Genomic DNA, 23,424 nt, shown 5'->3' with positions numbered 1-23,424 from the left:
CGAAGTCAACAGGTTTTTTAAATTTTTTGTTTGAAAATCTGTCGCTGTCGTCGAGCCATTTCCGCCGCCCACAATAATTTATACCAAAAAAAACGTCTTTTGTAAAGAGTAAATTTAAATTTTATTTAATCTAAGTAATCCTTAAGGCGTTTACTTCTCATAGGGTGACGTAATTTACGCAAGGCTTTAGCTTCTATTTGTCTAATCCTTTCCCTAGTGACACCAAAGTGTTTACCCACCTCTTCTAGAGTTCGAGTTTTTCCGTCATCTAATCCAAATCTAAGTCTCAATACTTTTTGCTCACGGGGTGTTAAACTATCCAATACTTCTTCTAATTGTCCTTTAAGAAGTTCAAAAGCAGCAGCATCTGCAGGTGGTTTAGCATCCTGGTCTTCTATAAAGTCTCCTAAGTGACTGTCATCCTCTTCTCCTATAGGAGTCTCTAAACTTACGGGTTCCTGGGCAATTTTTAAGATTTCCCTGACCTTGTCTTCACTCATATCCATTTGTTCTGCAATTTCTTCAGGTAAAGGTTCCCTACCCAGTTCCTGTACGAGTTGACGCGAAACTCTAATCAATTTATTGATAGTTTCCACCATATGGACAGGTATTCTAATAGTCCTAGCTTGATCTGCTATGGCCCTTGTAATTGCTTGACGTATCCACCATGTAGCATAAGTACTAAACTTGTAACCTTTTCGGTAATCAAATTTTTCTACTGCTTTTATCAGTCCCAAATTACCTTCTTGAATCAAGTCCAGAAATAACATCCCGCGACCAACGTATTTTTTAGCAATACTGACCACTAAGCGTAAATTGGCTTCAGCCAATTTTCTTTTAGCTCCTTCATCTCCCTCTTCAATTTTCTTGGCAAGTTCTATTTCGTCGTCGGGAGATAGAAGGGGGATTTTTCCGATCTCTTTTAAGTACATACGTACCGGATCACTTACTTCTACCCCTTCAGGAAGTGATAAGTCCAGCTCCGCTTTTGTGGGGTCATCTGGATCCACCTCTCCAATAGCATCCACCACATCTATACCGGCCTGAGTCAGTACTTCATAAAATTCATCTATTTGGTCGCTGGAAAGCTGGAATTCTGACAACTGATCCATAATTTCTTTATAGGTGAGAAATCCTCGTTCTTTTCCCACTTTTAACAGTTCATCTTTAATTTGTTCTAATTTTTGGTTTTGATTTTTCTCTGCCATAATTTTACCCCCCTTCCTCCAAGGTCCACTGTTTTGTTTTTTCTATATACAAGCAATCTTGCAACTTTCTCAGAATTTCTCTATATCTATCTGGTTCATGATCAGGATTTATTTGAGAAAGCTCCTTTTGTAGCTCTTCTCTTTGACTCTTAATTCTGCTTTCCTTAATTCTAAATACACAGTCCTTTACAAACTTTTCTATATCCTTTGGCTGCGGAAAATCCTTCATACCAAGTTTAGTAATGATATTTTCTGCATCTGGGTGATCTCTTAATTCCTGGGTGAGATTCGACAGATCTAGTTCAATGTCGTGATTCTTCAACTGATACAGTTTATGAACAATAAGAGCTAAAGTATCACTAGAAAAATCTTCAGGGTACAAAAATTTATTCACTTCTTCAGTATATTCAGGAAAATGCAACATTAGAGCCACCAATCCTTCTTCTGCTTTTTCGCGTGGTGTCCTTTTGTCAGCAAATTTCACAGTTTCACTTCCATTATTTTTTCTTTTATTCTTCCTGTTTACTCCAGTTTTATCCATTTTGCGATAATTTTTATTTCTGTAATTTTTTCTAAAATATTTCATGAGTTCAGAATTGAGTGCTTCTTGAGAAATTCCTAACTGCTCTGATACTTGATTCAGATATTCCTCGCGCTCCACTGCATTATCGATTTTTGAAATTATAGGGATTATTTCTGTTACGTATTGCTTTTTTCCTTCTATTGTTGACAAATTTTTGTTTTTAGCAGCTTGTCTTATTTGATATTCAGTTAGTGGCAAAGCCGTGTCTAAAATTTTCTTTTGAAAATTTTCTAGTCCATAGTTTTTTAAATACTCATCAGGGTCATAAGACTCTGGAAGCTGACAAATCAAGACATCCAAGCCTTTACTTTGCAAAATTTCTAATCCACGGAGAGTGGCAGTCTCTCCTGCAGCATCTGCGTCAAAGGCTATATAAGCCTTGCTAGCATTATTTCTAATTAGTTTAGCTTGTTCTTCAGTTAAAGAAGTTCCTAAAGACGCTACTGCCGTATTCACACCAAATTGATGAGCAGTGATCACATCAGTATAACCTTCCATCACCAAGGCATGATTTTCTTTTCGAATTGTTTTAAAAGCTAAGTTTAAACCATATAAACTTAATCTTTTATTAAAAACAGGAGTTTCAGGAGAATTTAAATACTTAGGTTGCTTTTCACTCTCCTCTAATAGCCTTCCACCGAAACCGATCACTTCGCCTCTTTGGTTATAAATAGGAAAAATTACCCTTCCTCTAAATCTGTCGTATACCCCCTCACGATATTTCCTACGATTACTTAGACCAGCTTTAACTAGTAATTCCTCAGTGAAACCTTTTTTCTTTAAGAAATCACTCAGACCAGTCCAGTTATCGGGAGCGTATCCAATAAAAAAGTCCGCCATCGTCTGCTTGTCAATTTTTCTATCAGCCAAGTATTTTCTCCCAGATTTCCCAGTTTCGGTATTCATTAGTACGTATCTAAAAAAGTTTGCTGCATATTTATTGGCTTTTTTAATAATTTCTCGTTCCTGCATTTCCTGGGATAACTCTTGACTGTCTTGGGAATCCGCTGGCAACTCAATTCCTAGTTCTTCACCCAACTTTTGACAAACCTCAACAAAGTTTAGTTGTTCAATAGATTCGAGAAATTTAAAAACATTCCCTCCTGCTTGACAACCAAAACAATAGTACAATTGCTTTTCAGGTGAAATATGAAATGACGGAGTTTTTTCGCTATGAAAGGGACATAGACCCCAGTAATACTTACCTTGTTTTTTTAAGTTCACATACCTTGATGCAATTTCTACTAAGTCGGCTTCAGCTTGAATTCGTTCTATAATTTCCTGGGGTATTCGGATTGTCATATGGATATCCCCCTCAGATAACCTTCTACATAAATCATCATGAAACGACAAGTATATTCATTTCTCTAACATTAAAAAAAATCCTGCTAAAAAATAAAATCTATTTAAGCAAATTTTTTAAGTTAATAATGCCTTTAATACTTTAGTTAGGTTTACGTAAGACATATTCGACGAAAAAATTAAAATTTCCTTCTAAGGATTAGCAAATACCAAACATATATTCGCCTTTAATTATTCACTATAATTTCCGATAAAGGCTACTTTTATTCTTCTCTGTTAAATCGCCATGGCTTCGGTAAAAATATATCTCGATAAAGATCTAAAATATACCTGTCTGTCATACCCGCTACATAATCACAAACTAACCTTTCCCTACCAACTTGATCTATCATACTATACACATCATTTGGCAACTTTTCAGGCTCATTATAGAAATAATCATAAACTGCCTTAATTACATATTCCGCCTTACTTTCTTCTTCTTTGGCCTTAGAACCTACATATACATTTTGAAATAAAAACTCCCTCAATTCTTCCATGGCAGTTTTTACTCGAGTACTCATTGAAACTTCCCCATTTTTATAGCTGGTTTCTATCAAGTCACACACCATAGTGTCGATACGTGAATTAGATGTATTACCTAATACATTACCCGAACTTTCAGGTAATTGTTTTTGGGATATTATCTCTCCTCTCAGAGCATCATCAATATCATGATTAATATAAGCTATCCGATCACATATTTTCACTATTTGCCCTTCTAAACTGACAGGGGTAATATCACCAGTATGATTTTTAATTCCGTCTCGGACCTCTTGAGTAAGATTAAGCCCGCCGGGGCGTTCTAAAAAATCCACAACTCGTAAGCTTTGATTATTGTGCTGAAAACCCCCGTCATTAACCAATTCATTTAACACCATTTCACCAGCATGACCAAAAGGAGTATGGCCTAAATCATGTCCCAGTGCTATCGCTTCTGTCAAATCTTCGTTTAAAAATAATGCTTTAGCTACTGTTCTAGCAATTTGTGCAACTTCTAAAGTATGAGTCAGTCTGGTTCTATAATGATCACCTTCGGGTGAAATAAAAACTTGGGTTTTATGCTTAAGTCTTCTAAATGCTTTACTGTGTAAAATTCTATCCCTATCTTTTTGGAATGCAGTTCTAACTTTACATTCTGTTTCCGGAGACAATCTACCACGTGTGTTTTGGGAAAATGTGGCTTTTTGTGACAATGTCTCTGTTTCTAATTTTTCCAGTTTTTCACGAAAACTTACCATTTAAAAATCTCCTTAATTAAAGTCTTGACCAAATGAGATAATTAGAGCTAAAATAAATTTGTGTCGTACTATGTGATATACTATTTTGGTCAAGGATTTTCCTGCTTAATCACTAAGGTATTTTGTATAAAACTGTTTCAAAAGTTGAGTGTTGATAACTGGAAATACCAATTTCAATCGAAAGTTTACATTTATTAATAGTGAAATGTAACAGCACCTTGTATAAGAGGAAAAACTAAGGCCAACAATATTATTACGCAAAAACAAGGAGGAAAAGCCAGTGAAGTTTAACAATATCTACATTATTATACCCTTATTATTTTTAATGATTGTTAATCCCCTGTTATCACCATCAGTTTCAGCCGAAGAATTTGACTTTGATGCAGAATCAGTTATATTAATCGAAGCTGAAACAGGGAGAACCATTTACGAAAATAATGCCGAGAAAAGTTGGCCACCAGCTAGTTTGACCAAAGTAATGACTCTTGTAATTGGTTTAGAAGCTCTAAATGAAGGTGAGCTAGAACTTGAAGAAACAACCAGAGTTAGTGCCAAGGCCAATCAAACGGGCGGCAGTCAGATGTTTCTCAGAGAAAATCAAGAAGTTACCATTGAAGATCTCCTGACTGGAATCGCTGTAGTTTCTGCTAATGACGGTTGTGTTGCTCTAGCAGAACATATGGAAGGTTCAGTAAATAATTTTGTCAATCGCATGAATGAAAAGGCAGAAGAAATAGGATTAGAAAACACTAATTTTAAAGACCCTCATGGTTTAGCTTCTGATGGGCAGTATATGAACGCTCGTGATGTAGCTCGACTATCCCAGTATGCCGTTAATGAAACGCCTAAAATTTTAGAATTAGAAAGTATAACTGGATTTCAATTCAATATTGAAAGCACCCAATATAATAGAAATTTAATGTTACCTGACCACCCCCAAACCACAAGATATTCCTATGAAGGAACGGATGGTTTGAAAACTGGTCAAATCGAAGAAGCAGGTTATAACTTTGTGGGTACTGCCCAACGCGACGATATGAGACTAATTGCAGTTGTTTTAGGTGCTGAAGAACAAACTGAAAGATTTAATATTACTCGCCAACTTTTTGATCACGGATTCTCGGAGTATCAAAAAATAAAGTTATTTGATGAAGGTGACGAATTGGAACAAGTAGATGTTAAAGATGGCTCAGAACGCCAAACAATGGCAATATCAGAAACTGAAGCAAATGTAACTACCAAGTTTGACAATGATCAAGAACTTGAATTTGTATTTCAACCAAAAGATGAAGAACTTAGAGCCCCAATCCAAAAAGGTGAATATTTAGGTGAGTTATTAGTCATTGAAGACGGAAAAGAAATAGCTTCTATCCCCGGAATTGCTCAAGATGAAGTAGAAGAACTTGGTTTTTTTGGTAGAATTGCTAGAACAATTAGTGATGCAATATCCAACACATTTGAGAGTATAAAAGATAGTATAGTCGACTTTATTTTTGGCGATGATTAAATTTATGTTGTAATATTTGTTAAATTACCAGCTTAAATTTGAGTTAAAAAGATATGCTCCCCTTAAGGTTGCAGTTAAAAACAAATCTGTACCTAAAGGGGAGCATTTTTACATTACTTGTAATGTGTAAACCAAAATAAATACATAACAAAGAAAAAAGAAATTATACTTATTCTGAATTTAAAACAGATTGTGCTGCAGCCAACCTTGCTACAGGAACCCTAAAAGGAGAACAACTAACATAGTGTAGTCCAATCTTATGGAAGAATTTAATAGAATCAGGATCGCCTCCGTGTTCACCACAAATACCTCTAGTTAAATCTGGATTGACCTGTTTTGATTTTTCAACTGCTATTTTAACTAGTTCACCCACTCCTGCCTGGTCTAAAATCATAAAAGGGTTTTCAGGAATAATGTCATTTTGCATATAATGAGCTAAGAACTTTCCTTCTGCATCATCTCTACTATATCCTAAAGTTGTTTGTGTAAGATCATTAGTACCAAAAGAAAAGAATTGAACATGATTGGCAATTTCATCAGCTGTCATACAAGCTCTGGGTAATTCGATCATGGTCCCAACATGGAAGATTTCTTTTTCTTCTGGTGCTTCTACATGTAAGTCTATTATTTCATGAATGCTATCTTTTAATAACTCCATTTCTGTTTCATGTCCTACTAAAGGTACCATAATCTCTGGTTGCGGTGAGTATCCTTCAGCCAATAGCTTTTTAGTTGCTTTGACCAGGGCTTCCACCTGCATATTATAAATTTCTGGGTATATTAATCCTAAACGACAGCCCCTAAATCCTAGCATAGGATTAGATTCTTCTAGGGCTTTAACTTTATCAAGAAGTTGTTTTTTCTCTTCTAAGGCCTCTTCATCAATCTCATCTTTCGATAAGTTATTCAATTCTTGTTCAAGTTTTTCTCTGTCGGGCAAAAATTCATGGAGTGGCGGATCCAATAATCTTACAGTGGTAGGATATCCATCCATAATTTTTAAGATTTCATAAAAATCTTGTTCTTGATATGGGACCAATTTATCTAAAGCTTCTTTCCTTTGGCTTTCAGACTCTGAAATAATCATTTCCTGAACCTTAGGTAAGCGCTCTGAACCCATAAACATGTGTTCAGTTCTACAAAGACCAATCCCTTTGGCCCCAAACTCTCTTGCTTTTGCGGCATCAGATGGTGTGTCTGCATTAGCTCTCACACCTAATTGTTTGATATTTTCTGCCCAATCAAGTAATTTTTGACTTTCTTCATTTAGTCCAGGGTCCGTTAATTTTACAGCTCCAGAGATTACTTTACCACTACCACCATCAATGGAAATTAACTCACCCTTATTTATGTTTTGGCCGTTAATGATCATTCTCTCATTCTCAAGATCAATACTTATTTCATCACAACCACAAACGGCTGGAATACCCATACCTCTAGCCACAACAGCTGCATGACTAGTCATGCCACCACGACTTGTTAGTATTCCTTCTGCTGCAACTATCCCATGTATATCGTCAGGGGTAGTTTCTGGTCTAGCTAGGATGACATTTTTACCAATGTTTTTTAACTCCTCAGCTTCATTGGCATCAAAGACCACATTGCCAGTAGCAGCACCGGGCGAAGCAGGTAAACCACTGGTCAACATTTCAAAGTCCTGATCGGGATCAATTTGTGGGTGCAATAAATGGGCAATTTGTTCTGGTTCTACTCTTTGTAATGCAGTTTCTTTCGATATTACTCCCTCTTCAACCATATCCACTGCAATTTTTACAGCAGCAGCTGCTGTTCTCTTTCCATTTCTAGTTTGCAATAAATAGAGCTTTTTATTTTCAACTGTAAATTCAATATCTTGCATATCGCAATAATGGTTTTCTAGAAGTTGACTGACTTCTAGAAACTGATTATAAACTTCAGGAAATTCATCCTCCAGATCTTTAATCGCTTTTGGTGTTCTAATCCCTGCTACCACATCTTCTCCTTGGGCATTTAGTAGAAATTCTCCATATATATTTTTCTCACCAGTTGACGGGTTTCGCGTAAAAGCCACACCTGTTCCACTATCATTCCCCATATTTCCAAATACCATGGTCTGTACGTTAACAGCAGTACCTAGTTCGTGAGAGATATTATGAATTTCTCTATAAACTTTGGCTCTTTGATTATTCCAGGAATTAAAAACCGCTTTGACTGCCATAATCAATTGGTCTTTTGGGTCCTGGGGGAATTCCTCACCGGTTTCTCTGTTATATACCTGCTTATACCTTGTGATCAGGTCCTGTAATGCCTGACTGTTAAGTTGAGTATCTTCAGTTACCTGATATTCTTCTTTTAAGCGGGACATTTCATTTTCAAACATATAATTTCCTATTCCCATAACTACATCACTGAACATTTGAATAAAACGTCTGTAGGAATCATAAGCAAATCTATCATTGGAAGTTTGACGGGCCAGACCTTGTACTGTTTCATCATTCAATCCTAGATTCAAAACTGTGTCCATCATCCCTGGCATGGAAATTACTGCTCCAGAGCGCACTGATACTAATAAAGGATTAGAAGGATCACCAAATTTTTTATTAGTTGCATTTTCAATTTCCGAAAGAGCAGTGAAGATTTGCTCCCGCAATTGTTCTGTTAATATCCCATTATTTTTAAAGTATTCATTACAAGCATCAGTGGAAACTGTAAATCCTGGTGGAACCGGTAGACCGATTTTCGTCATTTCGGCAAGATTGGCACCCTTTCCCCCTAAAAAAGGCTTCATATCTCTGCTGCCTTCTGAAAACTTATAAACTAGTTTATCCATCGAAGTCATTATCTTTACCCCCTCTAATCATGTCTAGTATTTTTTGGGCCGTTTCCTCCACAGCCCGATTACTAACGTCAATGGTAGGACAACCAATTTTTTTCATTATTTCTTCAGCATAATCCAGCTCAGTTAAAATCCTATCCATATTTGCATAGTTTGCTTGAGATTTTAAGCCTAAAGTTTTCAGACGCTCCTTTCTAATTTCATTTAGTTTATATGGATTGATTACTAATCCAATCACTTTATGACTAGGAATTTGATATAACTCCTTTGGAGGTTTCACTTCTGGGACCAGAGGTAAATTGGCAACTTTTAAACGCTTATTGGCAAGATACATACTCAAAGGAGTCTTAGAAGTTCTAGATACTCCTAGTAATGTCACATCTGCCTTTAAAATCCCTCTAGGATCCTTACCATCGTCGTATTTAACTGCAAATTCGATGGAATCCACCCTTTTAAAATAAGATTCATCCAATTTGCGAACAAGACCTGGTTGTAACCTAGGTTCTCTTTGCATAACTTTTTCAAAGGAATCTAACATAGGTCCCATAATGTCTACTGCTTCCACTTGATATTCCTGGGTGATTTTTTCCATAAAAGACCTCAAATCAGGATCTACCAAGGTGTAAGCAACCATGCAATTAAAATTTACTGCTTCTTCAATCACTTCTTTAATAGTTTCCTTATCACTGACATAAGGGACTCGTCTTAATTCACAATTCCCGGAATTAAATTGGCTTGAAGTAGCTTTTACTACTAATTCTGCGGTCTCACCTATAGAATCGGAAACCACATAACAGATAGGAGTTAGCTTTTGTTCAGTCAAAAATGTACCTCCTCTCTAGAAATAAATATATTCTTTTATAAACTAATAATATAACTCATTTTTCACCTCTGTTCATCAATTTCAGCTAATAATTTAACCAAATGAGTTTTACTAACTCTACCAGTAAGCTCGGCCTGTTCTTCTACATTGTCATCACTGATTACGGGTATACAATCCACCTGAAATTCTTCAACTTTTTTGGCAGCACTCAAAGCTGTATCTTCATCCCGCAAAGTAACTATATTGGGCCAGCGTGTCATAACAATACCTACAGGCATTTTTCCCAAATCATTATCTCCCAGGGTAATCTTAAGAAAATCTTTCCTTGAAGCTACTCCTTTGAGATAGTTATTTTCATCAACCACAAATATTGTTCCCACATCTTCTAAAAACAGTGTTACAATAGCATCATAAACACTAGTTTCCTCAGATACCGCTACAGGTAGTCCCTTAATGTCACTAACTTTATTTTGTTTTAATATGTCCCCAAGGGCATTTTCGATACTTTTACCAGTATAATAATACCCTACTTTAGGCCTTGCTTCTAACAAACCCGACATGGTAAGGAAACTTAAATCCGGCCTTAAAGTGGCCCGAGCTAAATTCAGATAAGATGCGATCTCTTCACCACTGATAGGACCCTTTTCACGTACTATTTTTACTATTTCATTTTGTCTTTTAGATAGCCGGATGTTCATCACCACCTAATTTTTCTTAAATATGTTATACTATATCAAAATAAACGCCAATATATTATATACTATTTATATTTAATTTTTCCTGCTAATTTTAAAAAAAAGAGACCAAAAAATTTGGCCTCTTTTTAAAACTTTAATTAATCCTGGATAATTGAAAAATCAGCAAGTTGTCTATACATTTCTTTTATGTGGTAAATCAGGTTAAGTCGATTGTTTTGTAAATGTTTATCGTCGACCATAACCATTACTTCATCAAAAAACTGATCAATATAATCTTTAAAACCAGCCAGTTCCGAAATCGCTGATGATATTTCATCCTGTTCTAAATCAGATAATAATTTATCTTCGGTATTCAGATATTTGTGATATAACATTTTTTCTGTTTCATCTTGTAATAATTCAGTATATACATCTTCGCCCTTTGCTTTGTTTGCTAGGTTTTTAACTCTAGTATAGGCAGTCCTAACATCTTCTAATTCTTGAGAATCTCGGTAATCTTTAAGTACTTTGGCTCTCAAATATGCTTTATAAACATTTGCTTTATCAACCTCTAAAGTGCTATCAATAATATCTATTGGTAGTCCCTGTTCATTAAAAATTGTTCTACTTCTTAATTTAACGAAATCCAAAATATCATCAAGAATATTAGAAATTGGTGCCACTAAAGCACTTTCGGGTATGAGAGATAAAGCCCTGTGGAATAGTTGTTCTAGTGAGAAAGCCAATTCTGTTTCAAGAATTATATGGACAATTCCTAGCGCTTGTCGCCTCAAAGCATAAGGGTCTTGGCTACCCGAGGGGCGTTCTCCGATAGCAAAACTACTGGCAATATTATCAACTTTATCAACTATACTGGTAATAGTCCCAACCATTGTTTGGGGTAATTTATCACCAGTATGTCTTGGAAGATAGTGCTCCGAAATACCTAGACATACTTTTTCATCTTCTCCATGTATCCTAGCATATTTCTCTCCCATAATCCCTTGTAGATGAGGAAATTCTGATACCATGTTAGTAGGTAAATCCGCTTTAGATAGAGCAATTGCCCGCAAAGTTAGAGATCGTACAGGTTCTGATAATTCCAAGATGTCTAATAGAGTTTTACCCAACTCTTCCATGCGGGTGACTTTCTGGTCAACACTTCCTAGCTGTTCTTTGTAAATTATAGATTTTAGCTGTTCCCGTTTTGATTCAAGAGAAGTTTTTGTATCTTCTTCAAAAAAGAACCTGGCATCTGAAAGACGAGCCCTGAGAACTCGCTCGTTACCTGCCTTTACTTTATCGATCCCATGGTCATCTCCATTTCTAACTGCAACAAAATAGGGAAGTAATTTTGAAGAATCCTCTTTGTCTACTAGGGCAAAATATTTTTGATGTTCTTGCATGCTTGTTATTAATGCCTCTTTGGGTATTTCTAAAAACTCTTCTGCAAAATTCCCGAGTAGAGCTGTTGGCCACTCAACTAAAAAATTCACTTCTTCCAATAAGTCATGGGGCATTTCCGGACTAGCATTCATTTGGTCTGCCAGTTCTTCAATCTGAGCTTTGATGGTTTCCTCTCTTACATTGTGATCAACCATCACCCATGAATCACGCATTACTTCCTCATAATTTTCAGCTGAATTGATAATCACATCACCTTGGGATAGAAACCGATGTCCCCGGCTTATATTAGATGCCTCTACAGTTCCGAAGTTTAAAGGTAACACTTGATCATTAAACAAGCAAACCAACCATCTAACTGGTCGTAGAAATTTATCCTGTTTGTTATTCCAAAACATTTTAACCGGTAAATTAAATTTAGTAATCAACTCGTCTAGTAATTTTGGCAATACATCCTGGCAATTTTCACCTACAATTTCAGCTACAGCATATACATACTCTTTCCCATTATCTTCTCTAATCTCCAAGTCTTTTGGATCGATATTTTGACCCCTGGCAAAACCTATAGCAGCCTTGGTTGGTTCACCATTTTCATCAAAGGCAATCTCTTTAGCAGGTCCCCTTTTCATTGTGGTACTGCTTTGCTGTTTGTCCGCTAACCCGTTAACAAGCAAGGTTAATCTCCTGGGAGTAGCCATTACTTTTATGTTTTCATATTCAATTCTGTATTCTGTGAGCAAATTAGCGGAATTTTCTTCTAGCTGTTTAATAAGACCAGGAATAAATCTGGCTGGTAATTCTTCAGTTCCTAGTTCGAATAGTAATGTATTATGCATAGCTGATACCCTCCTTCAAAAGAGGATAATTGAGTTCTTCCCGTTGGCTTAAAAAAGCCTTTGCACATATTCTGGCCAAATCACGAACTCTGCCGATATAACCGGTTCTCTCCGTTACACTAATTGCACCCCTGGCATCCAATAAATTAAAGGTGTGTGAACACTTTAAAACATAATCATAACCAGGAAGTACTAATCCTTGGTTAAGAAGGCGTTTGGCTTCTTTTTCGTAGAGTTCAAATTCTTTGAATAGCACTTCAGTGTCTGAATCCTCAAAGGAAAATTTTGAATGCTCGTATTCAGCATGTTTAAACAGTTCACCATATGTAACCTGATCGTTCCATTTGATATCAAAAACATTTTCTACACCTTGAAGATACATAGCGATACGCTCTAATCCGTAAGTTATTTCACAAGACACTTTATCTACGTCAATACCTCCCACTTGTTGAAAGTAGGTAAACTGGGTAATTTCCATACCATCTAACCAAACTTCCCATCCTAATCCCCAAGCTCCTAGGGTCGGAGATTCCCAGTTATCCTCAACGAAACGAATGTCATGTTCTAAAGGATTTATTCCCAGCGCTTGCAGACTTTCCAGATAACGTTCCTGGATATCGTCAGGAGTTGGCTTCATAATTACTTGAATTTGATGGTGTTGGTATAATCTATTGGGGTTTTCTCCATAACGGCCATCTGTAGGCCTTCTAGAAGGCTCTAAATATGCCACATTCCAAGGTTCTGGACCTAAAGCCCTCAAAAAAGTTGCAGGATTCATTGTGCCCGCACCCTTTTCAATATCATAGGGTTGCCATACCAAACATTCTTGATCTTTCCAGTAATTTAATAAAGAAAACATTAAGTCTTGAAAATTCAATTACTCCCACCTCCATAGTCTTGGAGTTATTATTATTGAATACTTTAATTTGTGCAAGTGTCACAAAATACAAAAACCCTCTACGCCCGTATACTAGGGACGAGAGGGATTCTCCCGCGGTTCCACCCTATTTAACCCTCCATTTAAGGAGAGTCCACTCAGGTGACTATGGCTCGGAAACGCCTTCACTACCATATCTTTTCGAGCTCCCACTGTCCCCGAATCGCTGCTAAGATATTGGGTAGCTACTACTTTTCTTCATCGCCATTTCTATTATTTTTTATACTATAAGGAAAATATAGCAAAAACCCCAGGTCATGTCAACTAAAACTGTTAAAGTATTCCTTATTTTATCAAATCATCCATCATATGTTTAACTATTTCTCTGTAGATTGGTCTTAAAAAAAGGCTTAGTTTTACATACAATCCCAAAATGAACTTCGAGCATGCTTGTTAACATTTTCTCCAAAGTATCATACTGTAATTGAGTCGGTTTTAGTGTTCGCAGTTTATATACAGGAAATTCAAACATACGTTTTATTATATTAATACTTCCTTTTTCTACAGGAAAGGCTCTCCCTGGTCCCCGGTTCTCTGTTAACTGTTCAAAACAGGTTTCACAAATCAATCCTCCAGTTTCAGGATCAAAATACAAATTCCCTTGGGTAATACTGCCATGATTGATACATCCTGATAATTCTGGACTCACTCCTAAATTATGTATCAATTTAGCTTCAAATATACGTAATACCAGGGAAGGAGGGTAACTTTTTTCTAATAGATGAAAACAACTTAATGTCACTCCAAATAAAGCCGGGTACTCCTCACCTTCTGGAATTGCTTTATCAATTAGTTCTAAAATACACATACCTGCACTCATTAATACTAGGTCTGTTCTCAATTCTTGAAACCCATGTAATACCTTTCCTTGAACTAGCCGACCAAGGCTTTTTCCTGAGTAAAGTTGATAATTTCCGTAAGTAAAACTTTGTACAATACCTGCTAATTTGCTTTTAGGTTTTTTAACACCTTTCACAACTGCAGACACTCTTCCATAATAAGGGGTGAACAGATTTATTATCTTGTCATAATCTCTATAATCACGGCTTCTAATAACCACCGCATCCGAATTATACAGAGCACACATCTTTAATACCCCAACTCTCTTAAAAATCTTTCTCTGTTTCGCCAATCTTTTTGATTTTTAACCCATAAATCTAAGTATATCTGAGAACCTAATAAATTCTCAATATCGCGTCGAGCTTCTTGACCAACCTTTTTTAGTAATTTTCCTCTTCGTCCGATAACTATCTTTTTTTGTGATTCACGTTCCACATATATTACCGCTTCTATATCTATTAAATCCTGATCTTCCCGATTTTCCATCAACATAATTTCTACAGCTACAGAATGGGGTATCTCTTCTTGTGTATAGTTTAAAAGTTTTTCCCTGATTAATTCGGAAACTACAAATCTCTCAGGCTGGTCTATAAGTTGATCTTCCGGATAGTATTTCGGGCCTTCTGGCATTAAATTCTCAAGCTCTCCTAATAAGTCAACTAAATTGTTCCCATACAGTGCAGATATATAGTGAATACTTTCAGGAGACAATTTTTCCTTAATTTTCTCTGTCTTTTCCCTGGCCAAGTCTTCATCAACCAGATCCATTTTATTCATTACTAAAATAACTGGAGTTGATAGACGCGCTAGTCTTTCAACTAACATAGTTTCTCCCTTTCCAAAGGGAACGGATACATCAATTACAAATAAAATGGCATCCATTTCGTTCAGACTTTCATCAACTGCTTTTACCATTTTTTCTCCCAATTTATGCTTGGGTTTGTGCATCCCTGGCGTATCAAGAAATATGATTTGACTGTTTTCACCATTATAAACACATTGAATTTTATTTCTGGTTGTCTGGGGCTTGTCACTTGTAATTACTACTTTTTCACCTAATATATAATTGATCAAAGTTGACTTGCCGGCATTTGGTCTTCCGATAACTGAGACAAAGCCAGAATAGAAAATTTCCTCCTCCATATTTTGGTTCACCCCTTAAAATTCATATTATTAAATACATTACCCTATTTAATCAAAGTTTATTTAAATTGAATCCCAAATATATTCCTTTTGCACATATGGAGAAGTCATAGTAAATAACACAGCACCATATTCCATATCAAAAGTTATTTCATCTCCTATTTTATAGTTATGATCGCTATCAGTTATGTCTAAAATCAAATGATCACTACTTGCTCCTTCAATTGTTACTTGTTCATCCTCGGGAAGCAAGGAGCCTATTGCCACATCTTGTTTACCAATAGCAGCTATAGCACGTTTCCTAATTCCTCTATCAGGGAATTCCGGAACATTACCAAAAGGATCTTTACCTATCTCTCCTTCGGGTTGTGAGGGACGATCTTTAATTTCAATTATTTCAGTGACCAGACGGAAAGTATCTTGATAAGTGCCAGGTATTGGAGTTTCCCGCACACTATCATTCCCAATTAGGAAAGCCTCACCTACTCGTAACTGATTAATTCCCTCCGGTAACTGATTATGGAACATAATATTCAATCCACATGTGCTCCCACCAGATATTGTAGGTACTTCAATCCCTTCTTGTTCAAGTTCTGATTTTAGATCAATCAAGATTTGAGCATTTTCTGTAGTTGGTAGTACACCCCCAAAACAACCGACATTTAAACCCAAACCTTCAAACTTAACATTTTCAAGTTTGATAGCTTCTTTGACAAAGGACTTAACATCTTCAGGCAACACACCTTCTCGCCGGTCACCTACATCTACCATTATTATATAACCATGTGTTTTTCCCTGCTTTTTTGATTCTTCATCTAACAGTTTTAATGTATCAAGTTCACTATTTAAACTCACATTGGCAAAATTTATTACCTGGGAAATTTCACTGTACATGGGAGCTCTTAATAACAAAGTTTTTCCACTAAATCCATAGTCTCGAACCCTTTTAAGATTTTGGATTCTAGCGTCACCCAAATAATCTAAACCACCTTTTAAGTAAGCGTCTAAAATCTGATGATCTGCAAGAACCCCTTTAGTTACTCCTACTAGAGAGATATTATTTTTAGCAGCTTGTTTTTGCAAATACTCCACATTGTATGCAATGCGGTCAGCATAAATCTCTACTCTGGGAGATCTTATTTCCATATAGCATTCTCCTCTCTTTTAATATTTTTTCACTCATTTAAAGATTTTTAGATTCCTCTTATTACAAATAGATGTTTCATAGATTTTACCTCTTACTCTAATTCCTGTGCCGTAAAAGCCCCCGGCAACAGTTCACTTGCTTTCACAATCTGATAATCACCATCTTTATTGGCAAGAATTAATATAGCATCATCACTAAACTCTGAGATCACTTGTCGACAAGCACCACAGGGTGAAGCATGTCTTTCGGAGTTTGAGACCACCGCCATCACTTGGATATCTCTATAACCGTGGCTAACAGCTTTAAATATAGCTGTCCTTTCTGCACAATTCGTCAATCCATATGAGGCATTTTCTACATTGCAGCCAGTAAAAGTTTCTCCATCTTTAGTTTTCATTGCAGCTCCAACTGGGTAATTTGAATAAGGCACATAGGCATTTTGTAGTGCTTGTTCTGCTTGGCTTAACAAATTACGAATTAATTCTTCTTTAATTTCTTTTTTCTTCATATTCCCCTTGTCCCTCCTTTATGTAAGTTTTATCATGCATGTCCGCGACAGGAGGTGCTACTACCCCACCTGAAATCACAAATTTTAATCCCTCTTCGATACTCATATCTAAAAAGGTCACATTTTCCTTGGGAACCATTATTAACATTCCAGATGTAGGATTAGGAGTAGTCGGTATAAAAATACTTAACAGATTTGAACTAGTACGTTTCTGAGGCTCACCTTTTGCATCACCAGTAGCAAAGCCCATAGCATAAATACCCTTTCTCGGATATTCAACCATAACCACTTTTTTAAAAGAAGTTTTACTATTTTGAGAAAATGTATCCAAGAGTTGCTTGACTGCTATATATATATTTCTCACAAAGGGGACCCTGCTAAAAATTAAATCCATTAGACTCAGAATTTTCTTACCTACTATATTGGTTGCCAAAAGACCAGTCAAAAATATGATTATAATAGCAGATACAATACCAGCACCAGGTAAATCCGATGGGACAACTTTTAAAGGCCATCCTACCAAGCTATCCAGCCAATTAAACAGCACCCAAAATAGATAGATGCTAGTAACAATAGGTAGCAGTACAATTATTCCAGCTATAAAATAATTCCGCACCTTCTTTAATACAGTTCGCGCCATAGTTCTCACCCTCAATGAATAACAACGTTCAAAAAATTAATACTAACAAACCAAAAATCAAACCTATTAATGCCCAAATAAAATTAAGTTGTAACTGAAGTTGTCTTCTATTTCGCAAGTATAACAGAATGAGCAGGTAAAACCCAAGTCCAATTGTCATGGCCAGTAGAATATGTTCTAAATAGTTAAACATTAATACGATAATAGTGCCCAGGATAAAGCTGACACAAGCTGTTATAAATTTGACATTATTACCTTTTAGATATGTGAAAACACCGATTACTATCATGAAACCAAAAATAAATAATAACAAAGTATTTAAGGTATTATCAGAAACTAGGAATTCCGTCCAGGTTAACAGTAAAATATTTACGGGTTCAAAAAAAACTATATAACCTAAGATAATTGCATTAATAGCCGCTAGTAATACCGCCCCGGCTGCAACATCCTTGGCGATAGCTGCTAGTTGTTTTTTTTCCCTAGTATATAAATCAACAGTACTTTCAACTGCCGTATTAATCATTTCAGTAATCAAAACTAAAAAAATGGCAAACACAACCAGTAAAAGTTTAATTATATTAATTTCCAAGAACAATCCCAAACTAAAGGCCAGGATTGCAGCCACCAGATGATAGCGCATATTTGGTTGAGTTAATAATGTATATGCAATTCCTCGAATAGCAAAATAGAAACTTTCCAATAAATTACGTCGCTCCATGGAAATAGCCTCCATAAAGAACCTTGTAGGTTCTATCTTATACATTAAAGAGGGACTAAGGGTTTACTAGCTTTATCAAATCCTGATTTAAATTCCTTGATAATTTATTAGTAAAATCCTGATTTCTGATTTATTGTCTGGTTATTCCTAAACTTGATAATATTTCCTCTTGAAGAACGAACATTGATTCTTCCTCGCTTTGTGCTTCCTCTTTTTCATGATCGTATCCTAATAGATGAAGCAATCCGTGTAAAAACAGAAATGCTAATTCCCTTTCAATAGAATGGCCGTATTTATCAGCTTGGTCTAAGACCGCCGATTCCGAAATTACAATATCTCCTAGTAATAAATAATCATCGGAATCTCGTTCAACTAAATCATCTTCTTGGTATTGGGGAAAAGACAAAACATCAGTGGACTTATACTGATTACGATAATCTCTATTTAACTCTTTAATAGTTTCAGCATCTACTATCATCAATCCAACTTCCCCGGGGCTGTTAGCTATTTCTTTCTTCACCTTTTGAAGCGTTGTTTCCACAATCTTGGTTAACATCTTTTTCTGTTCTTCCTTGAGGGTCATTTGAGTTTGATTGTTGATTAGTAGTTCCATTCACAGTACTCCTTTCAGGGAAATTTTCAGGGTACTCCACTCTGCTATGGAAGATGCCCGACAGAACCTGCACAAAAGAATCTGAAATTTTATTCAAATCTCTTAATGTCAAATCACATTCATCTAACTGTCCCTCGGATAAATGCTGTTTCACTAATTTTCTTACAAGGCCTTTAATCTTACCCGGATTGGGTGAAGAAATAGTTCTAACAGCTGCTTCCACGGCATCAGCAAGTAAGATGATTGCAGATTCACGAGATTGGGGTTTTGGCCCCGCATATCTAAAGTCTTCTTCCTTAATATCTTCCGCTTTCTGTTGAGATTCACAGGCCTTTTGATAAAAATAACTACACAATTTAGTACCATGATGTTCTTTAATTATATCTAATATTGCTTGTGGTAACTTGTATTTCTTAGCTAATTCCACACCATCTTTTATATGAGATGTAATAATTAATGAACTTAGAGTTGGTGAAATTTTGTCGTGGGGATTATCCTTGGCAACTTGGTTTTCTATGAAAAAGTATGGTCTAGCTACTTTACCAATATCGTGATAATAAGCTCCAACTCTAGATAAAATTGAATTAGCTCCTACCTCATCAGCTGCAGTTTCCGCTAAATTTGCCACAATCACACTATGATGGTAAGTACCTGGAGCTTCTAAAAGCAACTTTTTCAATAAAGGGTGATTAGGATTCGCTAATTCTAGCAATTTTACCGAAGTAGTAAGGCCGAATCCGCTTTCTAAAAAAGGTAAAAATCCAATCGCCAATATTGCTGACAAAAATCCATTTAGAATTCCATAAAAAACTTTAATTAAAATATTAATAACAACATCTGGATCGACCTGAAAGCCTTCTTCAATTAAAAGTAAAGCAACAATAACCAAAGCATTAGCTCCTGCCACATATAAACCCGATCGAGTCAGATCGCCTCGTTGCTGCAATTTCGCTACTGAATAAGTGCCCACAAAACCAGATACCATTGATAAAATTGCAATATTAATATCATTGTCCGCCATTATGCCAATCAATAAACTCATAACAGCAATTATAATCATTGCAAATCTAGAGCCGAATAAGACTGTGATTAAAATTGCAGCCATTGCAGTGGGAATCAGATATCCCGAAAAAGGTATTAAAATACGCGCAATCAATAGTGTTCCTACAATAATCAGTCCTAATAAGCTTAATTTGTTATTACTGAAAAATACTTCTTTTTGATAGAAATACAAATACATCCCAATCAAAGCTAGTATGGCCAGGATTAAAATTGATAAGCCCACCAGCATAAAATAGTCACCGTGAGCACGCTTTAAACCTAAATCTTCGAGAATCATTAAATGTCGGTCAGTTAAACGTTCCCCTTCCCGTACAATCACTTCGCCTTCCATTATTGTAACCGGCTCCACTTCTTCTCTTGCTTCTTGACGCCTTTGTTCAGTGGCTTCTTCATTATATGTCATATTGGGTACTAAAGCTTCTTTTAAAACATGGAAAGTAAATTCGTTCATCTCATTAGAATAGGGTAGAATCTCCACTCGCTGTTCTATTTGCTCTTGTACATTTTCGATACCATCGGGTTTAACTCCTTGGTCCATAAAACCTACTAAAATGGTTTTTGCATCTTCTTGAATATTTTTTAAATCATCTGTTTCTACATAGCCCAGAGGGATTTCTAACTCCTCTAAATCAAGGGGTACTTCTTCATTAAATTCAGCTATCAACTCCTGGCGATACTCCTCTTCATTCCAGCCTTCATGATTATTTTCACCTTGACTAGCTTCTTCCATAGCATCATTCATTTCTCTGTTAAAAGTAATCATTATGTCATAAACTTCATCGATAGTATCCAAAGATTTTTCCTTTACACTCGGATCTAAATCATAGACTTCCGGAACTTCTTTAGCTGCTTCTTGCCTTCGTTGTTCCGTGGTATAACTGTCTTCAACTTCTCTGGGTGCATAATAATTTTTTGGACTTACTTGTCCAACTTCAAGAGTATCGGGTAAAAACCCAATACTCATCACTCCAAAGACGCTCAAAAAAACCAATAGGGCAATTATCACTCTTTGCCAAAGCGGACTGATACCCCTTTGATTTTGATTTGTAGTTTTTGATTGAGCGCCTTTTTTAAAAAACATGACAACTCCTCCTAACTATCCTTACCATCATCAGCTTCCCCATTATATTCAGTAACTTGATTTTCAGTGTCTTTCTTCAACTCTAATTCTTTTTCATGATTTTCATAAGCCATGATAATTTTTTGAACGAGTTCATGCCTAACCACATCTTTCTCTGTTAAGTAAACAAATGCCAAACCAGAAATACCATGGAGAATATTAGTCACTTCAGTTAAGCCTGAATATTTACCCGAAGGTAAATCTACTTGGGTAATATCCCCTGTGATAACTGCTTTTGAATTTAATCCAATCCTGGTAAGGAACATTTTCATCTGCTCCGAAGTTGTATTTTGAGCTTCATCCAAAATAATAAAAGAATCGTCTAGAGTACGTCCTCTCATATAAGCTAAGGGTGCAATTTCAATTATTCTCTTTTCCATGTATTTATGCACCTTGTCCATTCCCAGTAAATCAAATAAAGAATCATATATGGGACGCAGGTATGGATCAACTTTTTCTTGTAAATCGCCAGGCAAAAATCCTAATTTTTCGCCCGCTTCAACAGCAGGTCTAGTTAAAATCAATCTATTCACTTCTTGGCGTTTTAAGCTGGCAACAGCCATAGCTATGGCTAAAAATGTCTTACCAGTACCAGCTGGACCAATTCCAAAGACTATATCATTGTTTTTGATTGCTTTCAAATAATTCTTTTGGCCAACTGTTTTGGGCTTAATTTTCTTTCCTCTGTAAGTCGTAAATACTAATTCTTCAAACATATCTTTAATCTTTGACTCTTCACCTTTCTTGACTAGATCGGCCGCATAGTTTATATCAAAAGCTGAAATTTGTTTGCCATCTCTAGCTGTTTGTGATAGTTCATTAATTAAAGCTTCAACTAGTTCCACATTTTGTTTATCACCTTTAATTTTTATTTCTTGGCTTTTTGGTATTAATGTCACAGGAAAGCAATTTTCAATGGTTTCGAGATTTTCATCAAACTTTCCAAGTAAGTTTAATACCTCTTCTTCATTGGACATTTTAATTGTTTTAGTTATTTCTGCATCAAACTGTCCGTCCAACCAGACACCTCCCAATAAATTTATTCTACTTCAATCTCTTCACCAATGTTCTTTTCTACTGATAATACAGCTTTTATTTGAACTACATCTTCATCTTGATTGTCTAATTCACGATAATCAACACCGATGATCTCGATGTCTTGATCTTTAATATCTTCAATCTTATCTTGGGCTTCATCATAGGCTTCCTTCTTGGCAAGCTCCTTTGCTTCACTTCGATCTAGATGAATCTCTTGGCTTGATATTTCATACAACTCTTCTCTAATCAAGGCTATTTCCCATGGCGGATAATTTAAAGATAACTTTCTCATGGTCTTCTTCTTATCATACTCTACATAAGGTATTTCTTTCAAGTCCAAATACCTGGTTTCGCCATTAAAATACAAGCCATATCTTGTAAACTTATCACCAGTTCTTTCTTTTTTTACTTCTGTTAAACCTTTTTCACTGTAACCTTTATAGTGAACTCTGCCTTTTACAATTCCACGGGCTTGAGTTCCGGGATATTCAGTCAATTCCTCTTCTTCTAGCTCTCCCAGCTCAGTTCCGCTTGGAACAACTCTACCATATATTAACACATCATCTTTCCTAACAGCATCACCAGGTTCAACCGCAGGATACCCTGAATAAACCATTGTGTCAACAATATAGGCATCCGTTTTTGCTATTATATTTGAAGGACCTTCTATCTGTTCTGGCTCTTCTTCCTTCTCGTTTATATTGACTTCAGCCCGGGTCCCTCTTATGTTAATTCCTGCCCACAAAATTTCATCGTGGGTAGCTATAATATCGTCCTCTATTTCATGAATATCAACAGCTGAGCGTTTAACACCCTGTTGCAAATCGTGTTTTGCTAAAATTTCATGTATTTCCTCATCATTAACCCGATCGTTTCCAGTAATATCAATAAACCAAATATATGAAGAAAGATAAGATAGCACAACTAATGTAAATATTATACCACCTGTCAGTAACTTCCGTTCTTTTAATTTTTTAACATAAAAGGGCAGCCCACGTTTTCTAACTATTTTTACCCTACAACCACTATTTTTTACTACTTTCCTTACTTTAGCAAAATCTTTGACACCAATCTTAACTTTTAATCCTCTGGGATATTTTTTCACATCCCAAATTAAAATATTTTCTTGTAAGGCCAAATTTAAAAATTTTTCTACAGCTATCCCCAATACGGTAACTTCTAAATAACCGATGATATAATACCATACTTTTTTCAAAATCACC

The 23,424-nt window shown here is 35.9% G+C and carries 19 protein-coding genes; 1 reads left to right on the top strand and 18 read right to left on the bottom strand.

What is annotated here, in order from left to right:
* Positions 1-125: 125 nt before the first annotated feature.
* The 3 genes from rpoD to NTHER_RS06130 form a co-directional block, all read right to left on the bottom strand.
* Positions 126-1,208 carry an RNA polymerase sigma factor RpoD gene (rpoD, locus tag NTHER_RS06140; RefSeq protein ID WP_012447673.1) on the bottom strand — a complete coding sequence of 361 codons (1,083 nt, stop codon included), beginning with the start codon at positions 1,206-1,208 and terminating at the stop codon, positions 126-128.
* Between the two features lie 4 nt (positions 1,209-1,212).
* Positions 1,213-3,093, bottom strand: coding sequence for a DNA primase (gene dnaG, locus NTHER_RS06135; RefSeq protein WP_012447672.1), 1,881 nt, complete (start codon positions 3,091-3,093; stop codon positions 1,213-1,215).
* Positions 3,094-3,356: 263 nt separating this feature from the next.
* Entirely contained in the window at positions 3,357-4,373 is a 1,017-nt protein-coding gene (locus NTHER_RS06130; RefSeq protein ID WP_012447671.1) for a deoxyguanosinetriphosphate triphosphohydrolase, read from the bottom strand.
* Between the two features lie 280 nt (positions 4,374-4,653).
* On the opposite strand from NTHER_RS06130, the gene NTHER_RS06125 reads away from it, so the two are divergent.
* Positions 4,654-5,880, top strand: a complete 1,227-nt coding sequence (locus tag NTHER_RS06125) for a D-alanyl-D-alanine carboxypeptidase family protein (RefSeq protein ID WP_012447670.1) — start codon at positions 4,654-4,656, stop codon at positions 5,878-5,880.
* A gap of 169 nt (positions 5,881-6,049) precedes the next feature.
* On the opposite strand, the gene ppdK is transcribed toward NTHER_RS06125, so the two are convergent.
* From ppdK to yqfD, 15 genes are all read right to left on the bottom strand, one after another.
* On the bottom strand, positions 6,050-8,698 hold the full coding sequence (gene ppdK / locus NTHER_RS06120; protein ID WP_012447669.1) for a pyruvate, phosphate dikinase: 2,649 nt from the start codon (positions 8,696-8,698) through the stop codon (positions 6,050-6,052).
* Positions 8,682-9,518, bottom strand: coding sequence for a pyruvate, water dikinase regulatory protein (locus tag NTHER_RS06115; RefSeq protein ID WP_012447668.1), 837 nt, complete (start codon positions 9,516-9,518; stop codon positions 8,682-8,684). Before NTHER_RS06115 ends, ppdK begins: the two co-directional genes overlap by 17 nt.
* Positions 9,519-9,580: 62 nt before the next feature.
* Complete coding sequence (ccpN, locus tag NTHER_RS06110) at positions 9,581-10,216, bottom strand: transcriptional regulator CcpN (protein WP_012447667.1); 636 nt, start codon at positions 10,214-10,216, stop codon at positions 9,581-9,583.
* Positions 10,217-10,353: 137 nt separating this feature from the next.
* The gene (gene glyS / locus NTHER_RS06105) at positions 10,354-12,435 is read right to left on the bottom strand and encodes a glycine--tRNA ligase subunit beta (RefSeq protein WP_012447666.1); all 2,082 of its coding nucleotides are present in this window, start codon (positions 12,433-12,435) and stop codon (positions 10,354-10,356) included.
* Entirely contained in the window at positions 12,428-13,312 is an 885-nt protein-coding gene (gene glyQ / locus NTHER_RS06100; RefSeq protein ID WP_012447665.1) for a glycine--tRNA ligase subunit alpha, read from the bottom strand. The genes glyS and glyQ overlap by 8 nt, the downstream gene beginning before the upstream one ends.
* A 373-nt stretch (positions 13,313-13,685) precedes the next feature.
* Positions 13,686-14,459, bottom strand: a complete 774-nt coding sequence (recO, locus tag NTHER_RS06095) for a DNA repair protein RecO (RefSeq protein ID WP_012447664.1) — start codon at positions 14,457-14,459, stop codon at positions 13,686-13,688.
* Between the two features lie 2 nt (positions 14,460-14,461).
* Positions 14,462-15,355, bottom strand: a complete 894-nt coding sequence (era, locus tag NTHER_RS06090) for a GTPase Era (protein ID WP_012447663.1) — start codon at positions 15,353-15,355, stop codon at positions 14,462-14,464.
* 63 nt (positions 15,356-15,418) lie between these two features.
* Complete coding sequence (locus NTHER_RS06085) at positions 15,419-16,501, bottom strand: alanine/ornithine racemase family PLP-dependent enzyme (RefSeq protein WP_012447662.1); 1,083 nt, start codon at positions 16,499-16,501, stop codon at positions 15,419-15,421.
* A gap of 92 nt (positions 16,502-16,593) precedes the next feature.
* Complete coding sequence (locus tag NTHER_RS06080) at positions 16,594-17,010, bottom strand: cytidine deaminase (RefSeq protein WP_012447661.1); 417 nt, start codon at positions 17,008-17,010, stop codon at positions 16,594-16,596.
* A complete protein-coding gene (locus NTHER_RS06075; RefSeq protein ID WP_012447660.1) occupies positions 16,991-17,650 on the bottom strand; it encodes a DUF502 domain-containing protein in 660 nt (219 codons plus the stop codon). The genes NTHER_RS06080 and NTHER_RS06075 overlap by 20 nt, the downstream gene beginning before the upstream one ends.
* A gap of 28 nt (positions 17,651-17,678) precedes the next feature.
* Positions 17,679-18,368 carry a diacylglycerol kinase family protein gene (locus tag NTHER_RS15190; protein ID WP_012447659.1) on the bottom strand — a complete coding sequence of 230 codons (690 nt, stop codon included), beginning with the start codon at positions 18,366-18,368 and terminating at the stop codon, positions 17,679-17,681.
* A gap of 130 nt (positions 18,369-18,498) precedes the next feature.
* The gene (ybeY, locus tag NTHER_RS06065; RefSeq protein ID WP_158438225.1) at positions 18,499-18,909 is read right to left on the bottom strand and encodes an rRNA maturation RNase YbeY; all 411 of its coding nucleotides are present in this window, start codon (positions 18,907-18,909) and stop codon (positions 18,499-18,501) included.
* Positions 18,869-21,124, bottom strand: a complete 2,256-nt coding sequence (locus NTHER_RS06060) for an HD family phosphohydrolase (RefSeq protein ID WP_012447657.1) — start codon at positions 21,122-21,124, stop codon at positions 18,869-18,871. Before NTHER_RS06060 ends, ybeY begins: the two co-directional genes overlap by 41 nt.
* A gap of 11 nt (positions 21,125-21,135) precedes the next feature.
* On the bottom strand, positions 21,136-22,140 hold the full coding sequence (locus NTHER_RS06055; protein ID WP_052292006.1) for a PhoH family protein: 1,005 nt from the start codon (positions 22,138-22,140) through the stop codon (positions 21,136-21,138).
* A gap of 62 nt (positions 22,141-22,202) precedes the next feature.
* Positions 22,203-23,423 carry a sporulation protein YqfD gene (yqfD, locus tag NTHER_RS06050; RefSeq protein ID WP_012447655.1) on the bottom strand — a complete coding sequence of 407 codons (1,221 nt, stop codon included), beginning with the start codon at positions 23,421-23,423 and terminating at the stop codon, positions 22,203-22,205.
* Position 23,424: the final 1 nt, after the last annotated feature.

The organism is Natranaerobius thermophilus JW/NM-WN-LF (genome assembly GCF_000020005.1).
GTDB lineage: Bacteria > Bacillota > Natranaerobiia > Natranaerobiales > Natranaerobiaceae > Natranaerobius > Natranaerobius thermophilus.
This window is presented reverse-complemented; position numbering and strand designations above follow the sequence as displayed.